19 protein-coding genes are annotated in these 18,707 nt (G+C 61.9%); 10 read left to right on the plus strand and 9 right to left on the minus strand.

Annotation, left to right across the window (positions count from 1 at the left end; translation table 11 throughout):
• Window positions 1-66: 66 nt before the first annotated feature.
• Window positions 67-1,686 (minus strand): diguanylate cyclase, encoded by a 1,620-nt coding sequence (locus CUR33_RS05010; RefSeq protein ID WP_090249544.1) that lies wholly within the window; start codon window positions 1,684-1,686, stop codon window positions 67-69.
• A 307-nt stretch (window positions 1,687-1,993) separates the two neighbouring features.
• Here CUR33_RS05010 and CUR33_RS05015 point away from each other — a divergent pair, with 307 nt between their 5' ends.
• The 5 genes from CUR33_RS05015 to speA all read left to right on the plus strand — a co-directional run bounded on the left by CUR33_RS05015 (window position 1,994) and on the right by speA (window position 6,288).
• Complete coding sequence (locus CUR33_RS05015) at window positions 1,994-3,067, plus strand: DUF2333 family protein (protein WP_282874934.1); 1,074 nt, start codon at window positions 1,994-1,996, stop codon at window positions 3,065-3,067.
• 3 nt (window positions 3,068-3,070) lie between these two features.
• Window positions 3,071-3,607 (plus strand): NUDIX hydrolase, encoded by a 537-nt coding sequence (locus CUR33_RS05020; protein ID WP_090249539.1) that lies wholly within the window; start codon window positions 3,071-3,073, stop codon window positions 3,605-3,607.
• A 60-nt stretch (window positions 3,608-3,667) separates the two neighbouring features.
• Window positions 3,668-3,859: a hypothetical protein gene (locus CUR33_RS05025; protein ID WP_090249535.1), complete on the plus strand. Its 192-nt coding sequence runs from the start codon at window positions 3,668-3,670 to the stop codon at window positions 3,857-3,859.
• A 19-nt stretch (window positions 3,860-3,878) separates the two neighbouring features.
• A complete protein-coding gene (locus CUR33_RS05030) occupies window positions 3,879-4,250 on the plus strand; it encodes a translation initiation factor Sui1 (protein WP_167142876.1) in 372 nt (123 codons plus the stop codon).
• Between the two features lie 124 nt (window positions 4,251-4,374).
• Complete coding sequence (gene speA / locus CUR33_RS05035) at window positions 4,375-6,288, plus strand: arginine decarboxylase (protein WP_170049405.1); 1,914 nt, start codon at window positions 4,375-4,377, stop codon at window positions 6,286-6,288.
• Window positions 6,289-6,549: 261 nt separating this feature from the next.
• On the opposite strand, the gene CUR33_RS05040 is transcribed toward speA, so the two are convergent.
• Window positions 6,550-7,905, minus strand: coding sequence for a 3-oxoacyl-ACP reductase (locus CUR33_RS05040; RefSeq protein ID WP_289238881.1), 1,356 nt, complete (start codon window positions 7,903-7,905; stop codon window positions 6,550-6,552).
• Window positions 7,906-8,075: 170 nt separating this feature from the next.
• Here CUR33_RS05040 and CUR33_RS05045 point away from each other — a divergent pair, with 170 nt between their 5' ends.
• Entirely contained in the window at window positions 8,076-9,353 is a 1,278-nt protein-coding gene (locus CUR33_RS05045) for an acetyl-CoA C-acetyltransferase (RefSeq protein WP_289238882.1), read from the plus strand.
• Window positions 9,354-9,520: 167 nt separating this feature from the next.
• Here CUR33_RS05045 and ada read toward each other — a convergent pair whose 3' ends face one another.
• Window positions 9,521-10,552, minus strand: coding sequence for a bifunctional DNA-binding transcriptional regulator/O6-methylguanine-DNA methyltransferase Ada (gene ada, locus CUR33_RS05050; protein WP_289238883.1), 1,032 nt, complete (start codon window positions 10,550-10,552; stop codon window positions 9,521-9,523).
• 159 nt (window positions 10,553-10,711) lie between these two features.
• On the opposite strand from ada, the gene CUR33_RS05055 reads away from it, so the two are divergent.
• Window positions 10,712-11,938, plus strand: coding sequence for a transporter substrate-binding domain-containing protein (locus CUR33_RS05055; RefSeq protein ID WP_289238884.1), 1,227 nt, complete (start codon window positions 10,712-10,714; stop codon window positions 11,936-11,938).
• 64 nt (window positions 11,939-12,002) lie between these two features.
• Here the strand turns inward: CUR33_RS05055 and CUR33_RS05060 are convergent, their stop codons facing one another.
• Window positions 12,003-12,284, minus strand: a complete 282-nt coding sequence (locus CUR33_RS05060; protein WP_289238885.1) for a DUF2218 domain-containing protein — start codon at window positions 12,282-12,284, stop codon at window positions 12,003-12,005.
• A 25-nt stretch (window positions 12,285-12,309) separates the two neighbouring features.
• On the minus strand, window positions 12,310-12,951 hold the full coding sequence (locus CUR33_RS05065; RefSeq protein WP_289238886.1) for an NAD(P)-dependent oxidoreductase: 642 nt from the start codon (window positions 12,949-12,951) through the stop codon (window positions 12,310-12,312).
• A gap of 100 nt (window positions 12,952-13,051) precedes the next feature.
• Between CUR33_RS05065 and CUR33_RS05070 the strand changes: the two genes are divergently transcribed.
• Complete coding sequence (locus tag CUR33_RS05070; protein ID WP_289238887.1) at window positions 13,052-13,942, plus strand: LysR family transcriptional regulator; 891 nt, start codon at window positions 13,052-13,054, stop codon at window positions 13,940-13,942.
• 31 nt (window positions 13,943-13,973) lie between these two features.
• Here the strand turns inward: CUR33_RS05070 and CUR33_RS05075 are convergent, their stop codons facing one another.
• Window positions 13,974-14,378 (minus strand): DUF2218 domain-containing protein, encoded by a 405-nt coding sequence (locus CUR33_RS05075; RefSeq protein ID WP_354000939.1) that lies wholly within the window; start codon window positions 14,376-14,378, stop codon window positions 13,974-13,976.
• A gap of 346 nt (window positions 14,379-14,724) precedes the next feature.
• Between CUR33_RS05075 and CUR33_RS05080 the strand changes: the two genes are divergently transcribed.
• Entirely contained in the window at window positions 14,725-15,612 is an 888-nt protein-coding gene (locus CUR33_RS05080; RefSeq protein ID WP_289238888.1) for a PA4780 family RIO1-like protein kinase, read from the plus strand.
• Window positions 15,613-15,700: 88 nt separating this feature from the next.
• Here CUR33_RS05080 and ypfJ read toward each other — a convergent pair whose 3' ends face one another.
• Both ypfJ and CUR33_RS05090 read right to left on the minus strand, forming a co-directional pair.
• Window positions 15,701-16,570, minus strand: coding sequence for a KPN_02809 family neutral zinc metallopeptidase (ypfJ, locus tag CUR33_RS05085; protein WP_289238889.1), 870 nt, complete (start codon window positions 16,568-16,570; stop codon window positions 15,701-15,703).
• A gap of 70 nt (window positions 16,571-16,640) precedes the next feature.
• Window positions 16,641-17,081, minus strand: a complete 441-nt coding sequence (locus CUR33_RS05090) for a DUF411 domain-containing protein (RefSeq protein ID WP_167142849.1) — start codon at window positions 17,079-17,081, stop codon at window positions 16,641-16,643.
• Between the two features lie 125 nt (window positions 17,082-17,206).
• On the opposite strand from CUR33_RS05090, the gene CUR33_RS05095 reads away from it, so the two are divergent.
• The gene (locus tag CUR33_RS05095; RefSeq protein WP_289238890.1) at window positions 17,207-17,593 is read left to right on the plus strand and encodes a DUF4345 domain-containing protein; all 387 of its coding nucleotides are present in this window, start codon (window positions 17,207-17,209) and stop codon (window positions 17,591-17,593) included.
• A 2-nt stretch (window positions 17,594-17,595) separates the two neighbouring features.
• Here CUR33_RS05095 and trmA read toward each other — a convergent pair whose 3' ends face one another.
• Window positions 17,596-18,684, minus strand: a complete 1,089-nt coding sequence (trmA, locus tag CUR33_RS05100) for a tRNA (uridine(54)-C5)-methyltransferase TrmA (RefSeq protein WP_289238891.1) — start codon at window positions 18,682-18,684, stop codon at window positions 17,596-17,598.
• Between the last annotated feature and the right edge of the window lie 23 nt (window positions 18,685-18,707).

Raw genomic sequence — 18,707 nt, forward strand, 5'->3', positions numbered from 1 at the left:
TATGACTGCGCCGACTGCGTCACAGTTTTCTGCTGAGTGGCCGATGATCGGCCGTGACGGGTGGGATCAGTCGCCCTGGTAGATCGCCACCTGATTGCGGCCGCCGTGTTTAGCCACGTACAGCGCCAGGTCGGCTTGTTGCGAGAGCAGTTTACCGTCCAGTTGCGGCGCCAGTTGGGCGATGCCGCAGCTGAAGGTGCAGGACAGGTCATGTGGCTGCGCGGAATACTGGATTTCGGCGAAGCGCTGGCGGATCTCATCGAGGACCCGGCGGGCCGATTCGGCGTCGGTATCGGGCATCACCACGGCGAACTCTTCGCCGCCGTAGCGGCCGATGTGGTCGCTCTTGCGCAGACGCTGCTTGAGAAACAGCGCAAGACTTTTAATCACCCGGTCGCCCATGGGGTGGCCGTAGGTGTCGTTGACCTTCTTGAAGAAGTCGATATCGATCATCGCAAAGCTCAAGGGCAGGCCATCACGTTCGGCGCGGAAGCGCGCATCTTCGAGCAGTTGCAGGGTGTGGGTGTGGTTGTACAGGCCGGTCAGGCTGTCACGCACCATGCGCGCCTTGAGGCTGCGCGCGCGCGCGGCACGGTTGCGTACGGTGGCGATCAGATGGCGCGGCTTGATCGGTTTGGTGAGGAAGTCGTCGCCGCCTTCGCTCATCGCGTCGAGCTGCTTGTCCAGGTCGTCTTCGGCGGACAGGTAGATGATCGGCACGCTGACATAACGGTCGTTGTGGCGGATCACCTGTGCCAGTTCCGGGCCGTTGCATTCGGGCATGTACATGTCGAGGATGATCAGGTCCGGCTGGAAATCCGCCAGATGGCTCATCGCCTGGATGGGTTCGATCAAGGTACGAGTGACGATCCCGGCGCTGTTGAGTACCCGCTCGGTGTGTGTGGCCTGCGCCCGCGAATCGTCGACGATCAGCACCTTGTAGGGCTCGTATTGCGACACGTTAGTCAGCACTTCAATGCGCTCGAAAAGGTTCGAAGCATCCAGGCTGCCGGTGAAGAACTCCTGGCCACCCGCGCGCACAGCAGACAGGCGAGTCATTGTGTCGGTGTCTTCAGGGCTAAAGAACAGCAGTGGGATCGTGTGTTCCAGGCCTTCCTGCACGCTTTTGGCTAATTGCAGGCCGCAACCGGGGCCGGAGAAGTCGACTTCCATCAGGATCGCTGCCGGATGGCGCTCAAGCATGGCATTGCGAAACGCGTTGGCGCTGTCCAAGGCAATCGCATTCATGCCGAAGAATTCCAGGCGTTGCACCAGCTGTTCGGCCCGCTCCAGGTGTTGCAATGCCAAGTACACCGGCTTGCGCAAGGGTGGCAGTACGGTTTGCTCAAAGCGATCGCCATGCCGCAGGCCCGTGCGTGACAGGCGTTGCAGCAGCTGGTTGAGCTGGCTGATCAGCTCGCTGTTGAGGCGGCCGCGGTTGTCGGTCACCAGTTGCAGGCAGCTGTCGATTTCCAGGGCCAGTTGGCTGTGTTCGGCTTGATCGAAGCGCTCGGCATAACGCTGCAACAATTGTGTTGCCTCGCGCAGCTCACCCATGCCGGCATCATTCCACTCGCTGCGCTGCAGGCGCTGCCAGACTTCCAATACCTGACGCGCCTGATTGATCACGCGCTGGGCAAAGTGCTGCTTGAGGCGGTCGCGGCTAGGGTCTTCTTGCTCGATCATGGCCCGTTTTCGGTAAGGGCAGCGCAGGGCTACGGGTGATGGCTTAGTGCTAGCAATGCTAACACTCGTTTGAATTATTGCGAGTGCCGTCGATCTATTGGCGTCGGCCTTCTGTCTATAGCATCACAGATACACCATTGGCATAACCGGCGCTAAGTTTGCCGCTCGCCGCTGCGCAGTCGGCTGCGCTTCCCTTATAGTGCAGGGCAGTTGCGCAACCCTGCTTGAGGGTTGTGGTCAAACTAACAGCCACCGGGTGATACAGCCGGTCGCGAGTTTGCTACTTGGGTAACAAAAGGACATTGCCATGCTGGATTGGAAAAACCGAACGGCCGAAACGCGCACTGGCGCCGCAGACACCGCCACCACCTCACCGAATCAATCGACAGGACGCACGGCTACGCGCTTGGTCGCGGGTCTGCTCGGGCTTTACCTGGTCGTGGCGCTGGTGGTGGGCTGGTACTGGAGCCAGGAGCCCGCGCAGTTTTCCGTACAGCAACGCGCCGAAGCCGCGGCTCAGGCTAGCGGGCGCAAGCTGGTGAATGGCTACACCACGGTGGAGACCCTGAAGCAGGTCGCTGGCACTTTGCTCAACAAGCCGGGCGGTTACCTGGCTAACGATCTCGCTCCACCGGGCCTGTGGCTCGACAACATGCCGAGCTGGGAGTTTGGTGTGCTGGTGCAGGTGCGAGACATGTCCCGTGCGCTGCGCAAAGATTTCACTCGCTCGCAATCGCAGTCGACCGAAGACGCCGACCTGGCCAAGGCCGAACCGCGTTTCCACTTCGACCACAAAAGCTGGGCGTTGCCGGCCTCTGAGTCGGAATACGCCGAAGGCATCAAGTCACTGGATGGTTACCTTGAGCGCTTGAGCGACCCGAGCAAGGGCAATGCCCAGTTCTACACCCGCGCTGACAATCTGAATAACTGGCTGGGCGACGCCGCCACGCGTCTGGGTTCGCTGTCGCAGCGCCTGTCCGCCAGTGTCGGCCAGGTGCGTCTGAATACCGCAGTGGTTGATCCGGCACTGGCCGATAGTGCAGACCAGGCTGATTTTATCGAAGGCGTGAATTACGAAACGCCGTGGCTGCAGATCGACAACGTGTTCTACGAAGCCCGTGGTCAGGCCTGGGCGCTGGCGCATTTGCTGCGCGCCATCGAGGTAGATTTCGCCGATGTGCTGGCGAAGAAGAACGCCACCGTCAGCGTGCGCCAGATCATTCGCGAGTTGGAAGCAGCCCAGGAAACCCTGTGGAGTCCGATGATCCTCAATGGCAGCGGTTATGGCCTGTTGGCTAACCACTCGCTGGTGATGGCCAACTACATCTCGCGGGCCAATGCCGGGCTGATTGACCTGCGCCAACTGCTGTCGCAGGGTTAAGCGGTGGCCTGGTCCGAAGCCGAGGTGGCGCACCGCGCTGCCTCTGATGCTGAGCGCATCGCCTGGGTCGACGAGCAGGACCGTCCGCTCGGCGGTGTACTGCGCAGTGAACTGCGCGAGCGGCACTTGCTCGGGCGCGGCACCTATATCCTGCTGTTCAACAGTGCCGGCTTGCTCTGCGTGCACCGGCGTACCCTGAGCAAAGCTCTGTATCCCGGCTATTGGGATGTGGCGGCCGGCGGCATGGTGCTCGAAGGCGAGAGCTATGCCGAATCCGCCGCGCGCGAGCTGGCTGAAGAGCTGGGTATCGAAGACGCGCAGTTGGTCGAGCATGCGCATTTTCTCTACGACGCGCCGGAAAGCCGCCTGTGGTGCATGGCCTACTCGGCGGTGTCCGATGCGCCGTTGCGTTTGCAGCCGGAGGAAGTGCTGGAGGCGCGCTTTATCTCCATCGACGAGGTGCTGGCCGAAACCCAGCACCTGCCCTATTGCCCCGATTCGCTGGCCGCCTTGCAGCGCTATCTGGCCGCCACTCGCTAGGTCCTCGATACCGGCCGAACCCCGCGTCAGCCCTGGCTTTGTGCAGGATATCCGGACGTTTTGTTCGGCATCCTGAACAAGGTCGCCAATCCGCCGATTAATGGCGCATTTTTACACTTAGCAGTCGCGGCTTTTGCCGTTACACTGCGCCGCCTTCAAGCCCTGGCCGTGTATCGCCAGGGTGCGCTGCCCCTGCCAGAGTGGGGCTTCGCGGTCGACCCCGAGCACTCAGTCGACCAGTCGCTATCCTGACCCCTTCGAGGACAAACCGGTGGTCAAGAAAGCTTCGTCATTCGCCGCCCTCAGCGGCCTGGTGTATTCCACCGACAGCGGCCGGCATTGCCCGGACTGCAGTCAGCCGGTGGATGCCTGCACCTGCAAACAGACCCTGATCCCCGACGGTGATGGCATCGCCCGCGTGCGCCGCGAAACCAAAGGTCGTGGCGGCAAAACGGTGACCACCATCAGTGGTGTCCCGCTGGCCGAGGAGCCGCTAAAGGACCTTGCCAGTGCCCTGAAGAAACGCTGCGGTTGCGGCGGTTCGCTCAAGGATGGGGTGATCGAGATTCAGGGTGACCACGTCGAGCTGCTGATGGCCGAGCTGATCAAGCACGGTTTTAAAGCCAAGAAGTCCGGCGGCTGATCCCGTCTTTTCTAAACTTCCTCGGCGGACCTTGGGTCACAGCTGAGTAATCGTCATTTCCAGACTTTAATCTGTACGCGTCTTGGCTGTGCCAAGGCCACTATCGCCAGCAAGGGAGACATCGATGTCTGCACGACGCACACGTAAAGATGACGGCAGCCAGTGGACCGTAGCGGACAGCCGCAGCGTCTATGGTATTCGCCATTGGGGCGCGGGTTACTTCGCGATCAATGACAAGGGCCGTGTCGAGGTGCGCCCGAATGGCCCGCAAAGCACGCCGATTGACCTCTATGAGCAGATTGATGAGCTGCGCTCCAGCGGTTTGTCGCTGCCGCTGCTGGTGCGTTTTCCGGACATTCTGCAAGACCGCGTGCGCCAGCTGACTGGGGCATTTGATGCCAATATCGCGCGTTTGGAATACCAGAGCCCGTACACCGCGCTTTACCCGATCAAGGTCAACCAGCAGGAAGCGGTGGTGGAAAACATCATCGCCACGCAGAACGTCTCCATCGGTCTGGAAGCTGGCTCCAAGCCGGAGCTGATGGCGGTGCTGGCGTTGGCGCCGAAGGGCGGCACCATCGTCTGCAACGGCTATAAAGACCGCGAATTTATCAAGCTGGCCCTGATGGGGCAGAAGCTCGGTCATAACGTGTTTATCGTGATCGAGAAAGAATCCGAAGTGCAGCTGGTGATCGACGAAGCGGCCGAACTCAAGGTCGCGCCGCAGATCGGCTTGCGCGTGCGCCTGTCCTCGCTGGCATCGAGCAAGTGGGCTGACACCGGCGGTGAGAAGTCCAAGTTCGGTCTGTCCGCAGCGCAGCTGCTTTCGGTGGTCGAGCGCTTCCGCGCGGCCAAGCTGGACCAGGGCATCCGCCTGCTGCACTTCCATATGGGTTCGCAGATCGCCAACCTGTCCGACTACCAGCACGGCTTCAAAGAAGCCATCCGCTATTACGGCGAGCTGCGTGGTCTGGGCCTGCCGGTTGACCATATCGACGTCGGCGGCGGCCTGGGTGTGGATTACGATGGCACTCACTCGCGCAACGCCAGCTCGATCAACTACGACATGGACGACTACGCCGGCGTGGTGGTCGGCATGCTTAAAGAGTTCTGCGATGCCCAGGAGTTGCCGCATCCGCACATCTTCTCGGAAAGCGGCCGCTCGCTGACCGCGCACCACGCCATGCTGGTGGTGCAGGTCACCGACGTGGAAAAACACAACGACGAGATCCCCAAGATCGAAGACGTCACCAGCCTGCCGGAAACCGTGCGTTACCTGGTTGAGCTGCTCGGCCCGACCGATATCGAGATGGTCACCGAGACCTACTGGCGCGCCACCCACTATATGAGTGACGTAGCCACTCAGTACGCCGATGGCAAACTCAGCCTGACTGAGAAAGCCCTGGCCGAGCAGTGCTACTTTGCTGTGTGCCGCCGCCTGCACAACTCGCTGAAGGCGCGTCAACGCTCGCACCGTCAGGTGCTGGATGAGCTCAACGACAAGCTGGCCGACAAGTACATCTGTAACTTTTCGGTATTCCAGAGTCTGCCGGACACCTGGGCCATCGGCCAGGTGCTGCCGATTCTGCCGCTCAACCGCCTTGACGAAGAACCGCTGCGCCGCGCCGTGCTGCAGGACCTGACTTGCGACTCCGACGGCAAGATCCGCCAGTACGTCGACGAGCAGAGCATCGAGACCAGCCTGCCGGTGCACGAAGTGCGCGAGGGTGAGGACTACCTGCTGGGGATTTTCCTGGTCGGTGCCTACCAGGAGATCCTCGGCGACATGCACAACCTGTTCGGCGACACCGACTCGGTGAACATCTACCAGAACGCCGATGGCAGCGTGTACCACGCCGGTATCGAGACCCACGACACCATCGAGGACATGCTGCGCTACGTGCACCTGTCGCCGGAGGAGTTGATGAACCACTACCGCGACAAGGTTGCTAGCGCCAAGATCAGCCCGCGCGAACGCACCCAGTTCCTCGACGCGTTGCGTCTGGGGCTGACCCGTTCGTCTTACCTGTCGTCCTAGGGAACAATCGATCTGCTGCGCGTCGGCCCTACTGCGTTAAAAACAGGCTCGGAATGCTCATGTACAAAAGTACACTCCGCTTCCTCGCCGTTTTGACCAGCCGAAGGCTGTTACTAACGTAGCGCCTTGTAGTGCTCTAGCTCGCGAGATCTTGAGCAGGTACAAGCTCGCGCTGAATGCAAAAGGCCCCGCACTGCGGGGCCTTTTGCTATCTGCTGACATTGGTTTAAAAACCGTAGCTCGGATGTAGTCCGGGGGCGATTAAGCGCCTAGTAGGCTTTGTCCGCATACGCGTAAAACTTGTGCGGTGGCGGCACCCGAGCCGGGCTGGGCGAACCAGGCCACGGCTTCGGCGACGTCCTGCGGCAAGCCGCCCTGGCCCATGGAGTTCATCCGCCGCCCGGCTTCGCGGATGGTCAGTGGGATCGCGGCGGTCATCTGGGTTTCGATAAAACCGGGTGCCACCGCGTTGATGCTGATACCGCGCTTGGCCAGTGTCGGTGCCCAGGCCTGGGCCAGGCCGATCACGCCTGCCTTGCTCACCGCGTAATTGGTCTGGCCCATATTGCCGGCGATACCGCTGATCGAGGCGATTAGCACCACGCGGCCATTGTCGTGCAGCTTGCCGGCGTCCAGCAGGGCTTGGGTCAGCACCTGTGGGGCATTCAGGTTGACGTTGATCACCGAGTTCCAGAACGCGTCGCTCATCTTCGCCAGGGTCTTATCGCGGGTGATGCCGGCATTGTGCACAACGATATCGATACCGTCCGGTAGAGCCTCGATCAGCTGCGCGGCGGCATCGCTGGCGCAGATATCTAGGGCCAGGCCGCGCCCGCCCAAGCGTGCGGCGAGGGCATCCAAGGCATCTTTGGCCGGTGGCACATCCAGTAGCACCACCTCGGCACCGTCGCGGGCCAAGGTTTCGGCGATGGCCGCACCGATGCCGCGCGAGGCCCCGGTGACCAGGGCCTTCTTGCCGGCCAGTGGGCGAGTCCAGTCCTTGACCTGTTCGGCGCAGGCATTCAGGCGCAGCACTTGGCCGGACACATAAGCGCTTTTCGGCGAGAGGAAGAAGCGCAGCGCGCCTTCCAGCTGCGTCTCGCCGCCTTTGCCGACGTAGATCAGCTGCACATTACCGCCGCGGCGGATTTCCTTGCCCAGGGAGCGGCTGAAGCCTTCCAGGGAGCGCTGCACGCTGGCGGCAATCGGGTCTTTCAACGATTCCGGGGCGCGGCCGAGGATTACCACGCGCGGGCATTTATCCAGGCCCTTGAAAGCCGGCTGGAAGAAGTCGCGCAGCTCGATCAGTTGTTCGAAGCGGGTCAGCCCGCTGGCGTCGAATACCAGCGCCTTGAGCTTTGGGCCGTGCTCTGCGGTCCAGCGCGGCAAATCAAATTGGCCTTCACGGGCGGCGAACAGGGCGTCGGTCAGCTTGTTGGCAAAGGGCAGCATGGCGCTGGCCAGGCTGCCTTCGCCGCCAATCAGCAGGGCACCGTCCACCGGTCGACTGCGCCCGGCCATCCAACGCTCCAGCAGCAGCGGCGCGGGCAGACCGAGCGCACTGACCAATCGACGACCTGAGGTGGAGTTGGCAAAGGCGAGATAACGGTCTGACATGAAACGGCTCCTGCGCATGGATCAAAAGTGCGCCCACTCTACGCAGCCCGCAGAAATGCGCAATTGACCGCGCCGCCTGCTGCGCTGGCAAGGCGGCCAATGCCACACTGCAAGGACAGGTTAGCCTGTGCGCCATTCCTCTCAGCCCCATCCCTGCTCAGGAGTCTTCCATGACCCAGCCGCGCCGCGTCGCCATCGTAGGTGGTAACCGTATTCCGTTCGCCCGCTCCAATACTGTCTACGCCACCGCGAGCAACCAGGAGATGCTGACCAGCGCGCTTGATGGGTTGGTCGAGCGTTTCAACCTGCACGGCGAACGCCTCGGCGAAGTGGTGGCCGGTGCGGTGCTCAAGCATTCGCGCGACTTCAACCTGACTCGCGAATGCGTGCTTGGCTCGCGCCTGGCCCCGGAAACCCCGGCCTATGATCTGCAGCAGGCCTGCGGTACCGGGCTGGAAGCAGCGCTGCTGGTGGCCAACAAGATTGCGCTTGGGCAGATCGAGTGCGGCATCGCCGGCGGCGTCGACACCACCTCGGATGCGCCAATTGGGGTCAACGAAGGGCTGCGCAAGATCCTGCTGCAGGCCAACCGAGGCAAGAGCGCGGGCGAGAAGATCAAGAGCCTGCTGCAGATTCGTCCGCGCCATCTGGCTCCGGCCATTCCGCGCAACGGCGAACCGCGCACCGGGCTGTCGATGGGCGAGCACTGCGAGCTGATGGCGCAAACCTGGGCGATTCCGCGGGATGAGCAGGACCAACTTGCCGTGGCCAGCCACCAGAAACTCGCCGCTGCCTACGCCGAAGGCTGGCACGACGATTTGCTCACGCCGTTCCGTGGTCTGACCCGCGACCAGAACCTGCGCGCCGATATCAGCCTGGAAAAACTCGCCACGCTCAAGCCCTGCTTTGAGCGCAGCCCGCGCGGCACCATGACCGCCGCCAACTCGACGCCACTGACCGATGGCGCCTCCCTGGTGCTGCTGGCCAGTGAGGACTGGGCCAAAGCCCGTGGCCTGCCGATTCTGGCCTACTGGAAGGATGGCGAAGCGGCGGCGGTGGATTTTGTCGGCGGTAAGGAAGGCCTGCTGATGGCTCCGGCCTACGCCGTGCCGCGCCTGCTGGCACGCAACAAGCTGAGCTTGCAGGACTTCGACTACTACGAAATTCACGAAGCCTTCGCCGCGCAGGTGCTCTGCACCCTCAAGGCTTGGGAAGACGCCGACTACTGCAAGACCCGCCTGGGCCTGGCTGCGCCGCTGGGCTCCATCGACCGTAGCAAGATGAACGTCAAGGGCAGCTCGCTGGCTGCAGGTCACCCTTTTGCAGCCACCGGTGGGCGCATCGTCGCCAACCTGGCCAAGCTGCTCTCAGTGGCGCAGGAAGGCCGTGGATTGATCTCAATTTGCGCCGCTGGCGGTCAAGGTGTGACTGCAATCCTGGAAAAGTAATCAAACAGCGGTATCCGCACGCTGTGCGGCTACTGATGTATGCAACTCCGTGATTTGGAGCGGCCCACGCAGGTGGCGCCGCTCTTTTTTTGTGCGCGTCATTGATGGCCGCGCGCGCGCCTCCCACCCAATACTGGCATTCAACTGACAGTTCGGGCTGAGGCTGACTATTGGGTCTCGGCTTCGCCCTTAAGCAGCGCCGCCTTGCGTGCCAGGCCCCAGCGATAGCCGCTGAGGCTGCCGTTGCTGGCGATCACCCGATGACAGGGCACCAGCAGGCCTAAGGAGTTGCTGGCGCAGGCGCGTGCCACGGCGCGTGGATGGCTGCCCAGTTGCGCAGCCAGTTCGGCGTAGTTACGCGTCTGCCCAACCGGGATTTGCTGCAGGGCGCGCCACACCTGCTGCTGAAATGCCGTGCCGCGAATATCCAGCGGCAGCTGGGCGGCGCGCTGCGGCTCGCTGATCTGCGCCAATACCTGGCGCAGGCTATCGCCCAGGCCCGCGTTATCCACATGCAATTCGGCGGCAGCAAAGCGTTGCTGCAGTTCGCTCAGCAGCAGCGTCGGGTCATCACCAAACAGCAACGCGCAGATGCCTTTGGCGCTGCTGGCCAGCAGCAAGTGGCCGAGCGGGCAGGGTGCGATGCTGTAGCGCAGCCGCTCGCCAGCGGCCTGTTTACGTCTTTGTGCCGGGCTCAGGGATGCGGGCTGCTGATACAACGCGCGGGTGCCGGAGTAGCCGGCGTTTAGTGCGGCATCCAGCACACTGTGTGCTGCTGGCAACTGCTGTTCCAGACGCGCGCGGCGTTGCGCCTCGCTCCAGGCTTTCGGCGTCAGCCCGGTACGCGCCTTGAAGGCCCGCGCCAGGTGCGAAGCGGATAGACCGATGCGCGCGGCCAACTGTGCGAGGGTCAGCGGCTGCTCACTGTTATCGAGCAGTTCACAGGCCGCCACCACCAGCGCATCCAGTTGTTCGGCCGGGCTATGCCCCTGCGGCGAGCAGCGTTTGCATGGGCGAAAGCCTGCCGCAGCAGCGGCATCAGCATCGAGGTGGAAGCTGACGTTCTCCCGCCGGGGCCGCCGTGCCGGGCAACTGGGCCGGCAATAGATACCGGTGCTGTGTACGGCAAACACAAAGCGGCCATCCTGCGTGGCATCACGGTCGCATACGGCTTGCCAGCAGCGGACGGCATCGAGCATGGCGCGATCCTCAATAATCATGGGCGGATTGTCGGCTGCGGCTGGCGGTCTGCCAATCCACATCTGACTTTCAAAGCGCCCCAAGCTGCTGCACCGCGACTTAGCCAACCTCGCCTAGACTCTTTGCATCCACCACGGCGCTCACGCAAGGAGACGGCAATGTTCAGACTGCGCCATATGGGGCTGCTGCTGGTGCTGGCCAGCGTGTGCGCCGCTGCGCAACCGCCGGTGCCCGTGCGGCTCGACACCAGTTTCGAAGAGCCCTACCAAGTAGTGGTCGATGGCCAACTCGGCGGTTTGTCGGTCAAGGTGTTGGAATGCATTTTCAACCAACTGCAGCAGCCCTATCAGATTCAGCTGACCTCGCTGCAGCGGGCTCGCCTCAATGTCAGCCGGCAGATTGCCGACGGCTTCTTCAGTTCCGCGCCCAATAGTCTGGTGGATGGCTATGCCGTGCTCTCGGCGCCGCTGCTGATGGAGAAATGGTACTGGTACGCACTGGACCCCAGCCTGCTCAACCTGCCCATTTGGGACAAGCAGCTGAAGATCGGCAGCGTACTGGGCAGCAACAGCATGATCTGGCTCGAATCGCGCGGTATTAAAGTTGAACAGAAAGTGCCCCGCTTGGAGCAGCTGGTGGAAATGCTTCGCCATGGCCGTATCAATATGGTGCTGGCTGATAGCAGCGCCATGCACAGCACGCTTGAACAGGCAGAGGGTAAGCAGATGCAGCACGAGCGTTTCGTGCGCTACTCGCCGTTGGGCGTGTATTTTTCCAAGACCTTTCTCGATGGGCACCCGGACTTTCTCAAGGCCTTCAATCGCCAGGTGGAAAGCTGCGCTCCGGCCAGCATAGCGCTCAGTGATGCGGAACAGGCCTATCTGCGCCAGCTGGTCGCGCAGCATGTGGCGCGCTGGGGGCTACATGCTGATCTGCTTAAGGCTTTGCGGGCGGCGAATCAGCGCGAGAACAGCGCGGAGCGGATCCAGGAGCTGGATCGGCAGTGGCGGCGCGAGCGCATTCTTGAAGAAAAACCATTGATCCGACGCATGCTCAACCTGCAGCCATCCAAGCTGTTAGCTGGTATCGCTCAGCAATATGCCCCGCTGTTTAATGAATTGTTTATCAGTGATGCCAGCGGTCAATTGGTGGCCTTGAGCGAGAGCACCAGTGATTATTGGCAGGCAGATGAGTTGGATTTTCAGCGGGCCGCGTCGCTCCCCCGTGACGAGGTGTATATCGGCGCGATTGAGTATGACGGTTCAACACAAAGCTTTCAGAGCAAGGTCTCGGCGCCGCTGTACGACCCCGATACCGATGTACTGCTCGGCGTTATCAGCCTGGGCCTGAACATCGAGACGGCTTTCGGTGACAACCTGCCCTGAGCGACAGGCTGCCGCGCCGCCGCTATTTGCTGGGCTCAGGCCGTTGTCCCCTACTCAGCAGTGGTTATTGCCAGTCGAGGCTGAGTTCGGCTTGCCAGGCGAAGCGTTCAAAATGCCGACTGACAACCTGCTTCAGGCTTTCCAAGCCTTCGCTGCTGGCGCTTTGCACACTCAGGCGCAAACCGTCGGTCTCGGCCTGCAGCAGAGCGAGGCCGCTGTCGAACTCGATACGGCCGTGGTGTTCATCGAAACTTACCGGAATCTTGTGCGCGAAGTGTTTGCATAGCCGGCTGATATAGCGGGCCGGTGTATCCGTGGCGACATAGGCGCTGGCGTTCAGTGGCATGGGGTTCTCCTGGTCAAGTGACGGCTTAATAGCCAACGGTAAAGCGTTGGCGCAGGTGATGTGGGCGCTCCAGCTCATCAATGATGGCCACGGCCAAATCGGCGACCGAGATCTGCGCCGGGGCGTCGCCATTCATCAGCAACTGATCGCCGCCGATGCGGAACTGCCCGCTGCGCGCGCCGGGCTGCAGCAGCGCCGGTGGCGAGATAAAGCTCCAGGCCAGTGCAGTTTCAGCCTTGAGCAGGTTGAGTGCCTGCCGCGCGCCTTCGGCGCCTTCCTTGTATTCGGCGGGGAAGTCCGGGGTGTCGATCAATTGCAGGCCCGGTGCGACATACAGGCTGCCCGCGCCGCCGACCACCAGAAGTCGCTGCACATCGGCCTGTTTGCTGGCCGCGATGATCGCCTGGCTGCCCTGGATAAAGCGTTCGCGAATATCCGCTGTGCCCCAGCCGGGATTAAAGGCGTGAATCACTGCATCGTGGCCCTTGAGGTGTGCGGCCAGGGCCTCGGCGTTGTAGGCATCGCCCGCCACGGCGTTAAGCGCAGGGTGCTGTGGCAGCTTCGCGGGATTACGAACGATGCCGGTGACCTGATGGCCACGGTCCAGGGCTTCTTGCAGAACAGCTGCGCCAACAAAGCCGCTGGCGCCGATCAGGGCGAGTTTCATGGGGTTCTCCAGGTGCGATTAGGTGAGAGCAATGATCGCAGCTGGGTAAAGGGCAGAAAAATAGGCTAAAAAGGCTTTAACTATTAAGCAGGGCTTACGAATGGAGCAGTTAAAGCGCATGGCGGTGTTCGCCACCGTGGTCGATCGAGGCTCCATGGTGGCGGCGGCTGAAGTGTTGGGGATGACGGCCTCAGCAGTCAGTCAGCAGATTCGCAAACTGGAAGACAGCACCCAGGTCAGCCTGCTGCACCGCACTACGCGCAAGCTGACCCTGACCGAAGCGGGTGCGACCTTCTACCAGAGTTGCGCTCAGGTGCTGGCGCTGGCGCAGCAGGCCGAGCAGCGGTTGGCCGAGCTGCGCGATGCACCAGTGGGCGAGCTGCGTATTGCCGCGCCTGTGGGGTTTTCCGGGCGGCGGCTTAGCGCGGCACTGGCGCCGCTGTTGCAGGCGCATAGTGGCCTGAGCCTCAAGCTGTTTTTTCAGGATGAGCAGGTCGATCTGGTCGAACAGCGCATCGACCTGGCCATTCGTGTCGGCCATCTGGATGACTCCAGCCTGGTGGCGCGGCATATCGGTGATACACGCATGTTGCTGTGCGCTGCGCCGGCCTATCTGCTGCGCAAACCGCCGATCACTCAGCCTCAGGACCTGATCGGCCTGGACTGGCTGATTTTGCACAGTGACAGTGCGTTCAACTTGCTGGAGCTGCATGGGCCACACGCCCAGGTCGAGAAGCTGCGTGTGGAAAGCCGGGTTGGCTGCAACAACATCCTCGCCGTGCGCCATTTCACCTTGGCCGGTATGGGCGTATCGCTGCAACCGGAGCAGGAAGTGCACGAAGAGTTGGCCAATGGCAGTTTGCGTGAGCTACTGCCGCACTGGCGCCTGCCGCCGTTTGGTATTTATTTGGTGACACCGCGCCGCGATGCACAACCGGCCAAAGTGCGTTATGCCATCGAGGCGCTGCGGCAGCAGTTATTGGCACCCTGAGGTGCTCACCTGCGTGGTGGGGTTTCGTGGGCTACTGCCACGCGAGGTCCAACTCGCCTTGCCAGGCAAAGCGCTCGAAGTGTGTGGCTATCAGGTGCTTGAGCTTGTTCAGGTCCTGCGGGTTATTACTCAGGACAGTGATATGCAGGCCGGTGCGATCCGCATGCAGGTGCGAGAGGCCGAAGGCAAATTCGATGCGACCGTGGTGGTCACCGAAACTGACGGGCAACTTGTGCGCAAACTGCGCACACAGGCGGCTGATGTAGCGTGCAGGCGTATCGGTGACGACATGGCTGGAGGCGATGTGCAGCGCAGCGATGCCGTTGCAGCGCTTAGGGTGCGCGTGGCGCTTGGCGGCCAGACTGCCCACTGCGTTGCGCGCCTGAAGATGTGGCTGCTGGGGCAGGGTGCTGCTGCCAGATTGGGCATGTTTCACAGTTGTTTCCCCCCAATCATGCAGGCTCAGGCGAGGCGCCTTCGCGGGGTAGTGGTAAGGGTCCTTGCGCGTGGCATGACCGGCTGGCGAATATACAGCGAATGGGACAGTGTTAAATCCCTTTTGGTTGCATGGCGCGTGTGTTTGTAACACCGGGTTTGCTGCATGTGCGCCACTTAACACACCGCTAGGCGGCATGATTGAGCGATTTACTCAGCCTTCGATCGGTCTGGCTGGCGCCAGGTAATACGGGGTGTGCTGACAGGAGGGTGGGCGCTGCGTAAAGATTGCCGTATAACGGGCGGCAGAGTCGACTTGGGCAACACAGGACCCCTGATTAAAGCTGATGAAGACGCCAAAACGTATTGAGCCCCTGGTCGAAGCCGGGCTGGTCGATGAAGTGATACGCCCGCTGATGAGCGGTAAAGAAGCCGCGGTCTACGTGGTGCGCTGCGGTGAGGAACTGCGCGTCGCCAAGGTCTACAAGGAAGCCAATAAACGCAGTTTTCGCCAAGCCGCCGAGTACCAGGAAGGCCGCAAGGTGCGCAACAGCCGTGATGCCCGGGCCATGGCCAAAGGTTCGAAGTACGGCCGTAAGGGCCAGGAAGATGCCTGGCAGAATGCCGAGGTTGCCGCCTTGTTCCGCCTGGCCAACGCCGGGGTGCGGGTGCCCAAGCCGTATGACTTCCTTGAAGGCGTGTTGCTCATGGAACTGGTCGATGACGGTGAGGGCGACGCGGCTCCGCGCCTCAATGATGTCGACCTGCACCCGGACGATGCCCGCGAATTCCACGCTTTTATGATTCATGAAGTGGTGAAAATGCTCTGCGCTGGCCTGGTGCATGGTGACCTGTCGGAATTCAACGTGCTGCTTGATCCGGGTGGCCCGGTGATTATCGACTTGCCACAAGCGGTGGATGCGGCCGGCAACAACCATGCGTTCAAGATGCTTGAGCGCGATGTGCGCAACATGGCTGAGTATTTCGGTCAGTTTGCCCCGGAATTGAAATTCACCAAGTACGCCAAGGAAATGTGGGCGCTCTATGAGGCCGGTGAACTGACCCCAGAGAGCCCGCTGACGGGTGAGTTCGATGACCCGGAAGAAGAAGCCGATATCGATGCGGTGATGCGCGAAATCAAGGCCGCCTTGGCCGACGAAGCGCGCCGTCAGGCGCTGCTGAGTGCCGAAGACGAACCCAAAGGCGAAGAGCCACCACCGCCTTGGGCGCAATAGACAGAGCGTCCCGCCGATAAAAAATGCCGCTTACCTGATCCGGTAAGCGGCATTTTTTTGCGCTGAATATCTTGGGCGTTTGTCTGGTTTACAGCCGCGTGGCCTTGAACGTATCGCAGCGGCCGACATCGCCGCCGTCGAAACCGGTCTTGAACCAGCGCACGCGCTGCTCCGAGGTGCCGTGGGTGAAGGAGTCAGGCACCACCTGGCCGCGGGCCTGCTTCTGCAAGCGGTCATCGCCGATGGCATTGGCGGCGTTCAGCGCTTCTTCAATATCGCCTGGCTCCAGCCAGTCATGGCGCTGCTGACCGTGATAGGCCCACACCCCGGCCAGGCAGTCGGCCTGCAACTCCTGGCGTACCAGTAGCCCGTTCGCACCCTCCACCCGTTCGCCGCGTTGGCGGGCAGCGTTGACCTTGGCCGAGACGCCGAGCAGAGTCTGCACGTGGTGGCCAACTTCATGGGCAATCACATAGGCCTGCGCAAAGTCGCCGGCGGCGCCAAAGCGTTGTTCCAGCTCGCGGAAGAACGCCAGGTCGATGTACACCCGCTGATCGCCTGGACAATAGAACGGCCCGACTGCCGAGTTGGCAAAGCCACAGGCGGAATTCACCCCGCCGCGAAACAGCACCAGGGTCGGGTCCTTGTACTGCCGGTTGGCGCCCTGGAAGATTTCCCGCCAGGTGTCCTCGGTATCGCCGAGCACCGCGCGGACGAATTCCGACTGCTCGTCATTGGCGGCAGGCGTTGAGCCTTGCGGCGCGCTGACCGAGCCGCCCTGCATGGCTTGCCCGGCCAGCTGGCCGAGTATCTGCATCGGGTCCTGGCCGCTGAGCAGGCCGACGATCACCACGATGGCCACTCCGCCCAGGGTCAGCCCTTTGCCGCCGCCCATGCGTGAGCCGCTGCCGCGCGCATCCACCACGTTGTCACTGCGTCTACCGCGTTTCCAGCGCATCGCTATCGTCCTGTGTCTGTCGAGCGTGAGTGTCGTCCGCAGGCTTGAACTACGCCAGTGCAGTCGTCACTTATTCAATGGTGGGGTATTCGCTGATCACCCGCTCTGCGCCTTGCTTATCCAGGCCGATGACTTGATAGGCGTCGCGCACATTGCCGTATTCCATACCCGGTGAGCCGGCTGGCATGCCCGGTACGGCCGCGCCGAGCAGGTCGGGCTGTTTGCGCATTTTGAGAATGTCGGCGGCCGGTACATGGCCTTCGACAAACTGGCCGTTGATCACTCCGGTATGGCAGGAGGACAGGCGCGGCGGCACGCCCAGGCGCTGTTTGACCGCGCTCATATCGGTTTCGACATGATCGACAACGTTAAAGCCGTTGTCCTGCAGGTGGCTGATCCAGGCCTTGCAGCAACCGCAGTTGGCGTCGCGATGCACGTCGATGGTCAGGGGTTCGGCGGCGAAACTCAGGCTGCTGACAAACAGCCCGGCGAGAACAAGCAACTGGCGCATCGGGTAACTCCTGGCAGGTGAAAGGCTGAGCATAGCGCCGGGTGGCCGTGGCCAACCACCTGCGATTTCCGAATCGGACGGGCGCAGCTTATGCTGCGTGCTCGATTTCAGGGGGAGGGGTGTTCATGTTGTTTGCACGCGCAGTACTGGTGATTCAACTGTTGGCATTGGCGGGGCTGGGGCTGGCCTATTTTGTGCGTCCCCATGAAATGGCCAACCTCAGCGGTATGTTGCTGATGTCGCCGGCGGCCGCCACGGATATGCGGGCGTTCTACGGTGGCTTGCAACTGGGGCTGGCGGCGTTTCTCGGCTTGTCGCTGAGTCGGCTGGACCTGACGCGCGCTGCGCTGACTCTGCTGGGGCTGCTCTACAGCGCGCTGGCGTTGGCACGCATTGGCGGGCTGTGGCTGGATGGTGGCGCGCAGCAGACCTTCAATCTCTACGCGCTGCTGTTGGAAGTGGTATCGGCGGGGCTGAGCTATTGGGCGCTGCGCGGCTTGCAGCGCCTGTAGGCTTAACGGCGCTCCAGCAGCACACCCGATTCCATATGGTGGGTATAGGGGAACTGGTCGAACAGCGCGCAGCGCGTCACCTTGTGCGTGTCGTTGAGTTGGGCGATGTTGGCGGCCAGGGTCTCCGGGTTGCAGGAGATGTACAGAATGCGCTCGAAGCGTCGGGTCAGCTCGCAGGTGTCCGGGTCCATGCCGGCGCGCGGCGGGTCGACGAATACGCAGCCGAAGTCGTAACTCTTCAGGTCAATATCGGCTAGGCGGCGGAACGGTCGCACGTCATTCAGCGCTTCGGTCAGCTCCTCGGCAGACAGGCGCACCAGCGTGATGTTGTCCACGCCGTTGTCGGCCAGGTTGGCCAGTGCGGCATTCACCGAGGACTTGCTGATCTCGGTGGCCAGCACCTTGCGCACGCGGGTGGCCAGCGGCAGGGTGAAGTTGCCGTTGCCGCAGTACAGCTCAAGCAAATCGTCCGAGCGTTCACCAAGCGCGTCATAGGCCCAGGCGAGCATCTTCTGGTTCACTTCACCGTTGGGTTGAGTAAACGCCCCCTCCGGTTGGCGGTAGCTGAACGTGCGTCCGGCGACCTGCAGTTTCTCCTCGACATAGTCCTTACCAATGACGATGCGCTTGCCCTTGGAGCGGCCAATGATGCTGACCTGCAGTTCGGCGGCGAGCTTTTCAGCGTCGGCCTGCCAGGCGGCATCCAGTGGGCGGTGGTAGCACAGGGTAATCAGTCCGTCGCCGGCCAGGGTGGTCAGGAACTCTACCTGGAACAGCTTGAAGCTCAGGGCGCTGCTGGCCTGCCAGGCAGCCTTCAGGCGCGGCATCAGGGCGTTGATCTGCGCGCTGGCGATGGGGAAATCTTCAAAGAAAATCGGATTGAGGTTATCACCGGCCTCGAACATTGCGTAATGGCGATCCTCACCTTCACGCCACAGGCGGAATTCAGCGCGCAGGCGATAGTGCTCGCGCGGCGATTCGAATACGTCGGGTGCAGGGGCGTTGAACGGTGCCAACAGCTCGATCAGGCGCTGCTGCTTCTCCGCAAGTTGGGCGGCGTAGTTGGCGGGATCGAACTGGGAACGGCTCATGGATTACTCGCTAATCAGCGCTG

It is taken from the genome of Pseudomonas sp. FEMGT703P (assembly GCF_002786345.1).
In the GTDB taxonomy this organism is placed as follows: Bacteria; Pseudomonadota; Gammaproteobacteria; order Pseudomonadales; family Pseudomonadaceae; genus Aquipseudomonas; species Aquipseudomonas peli.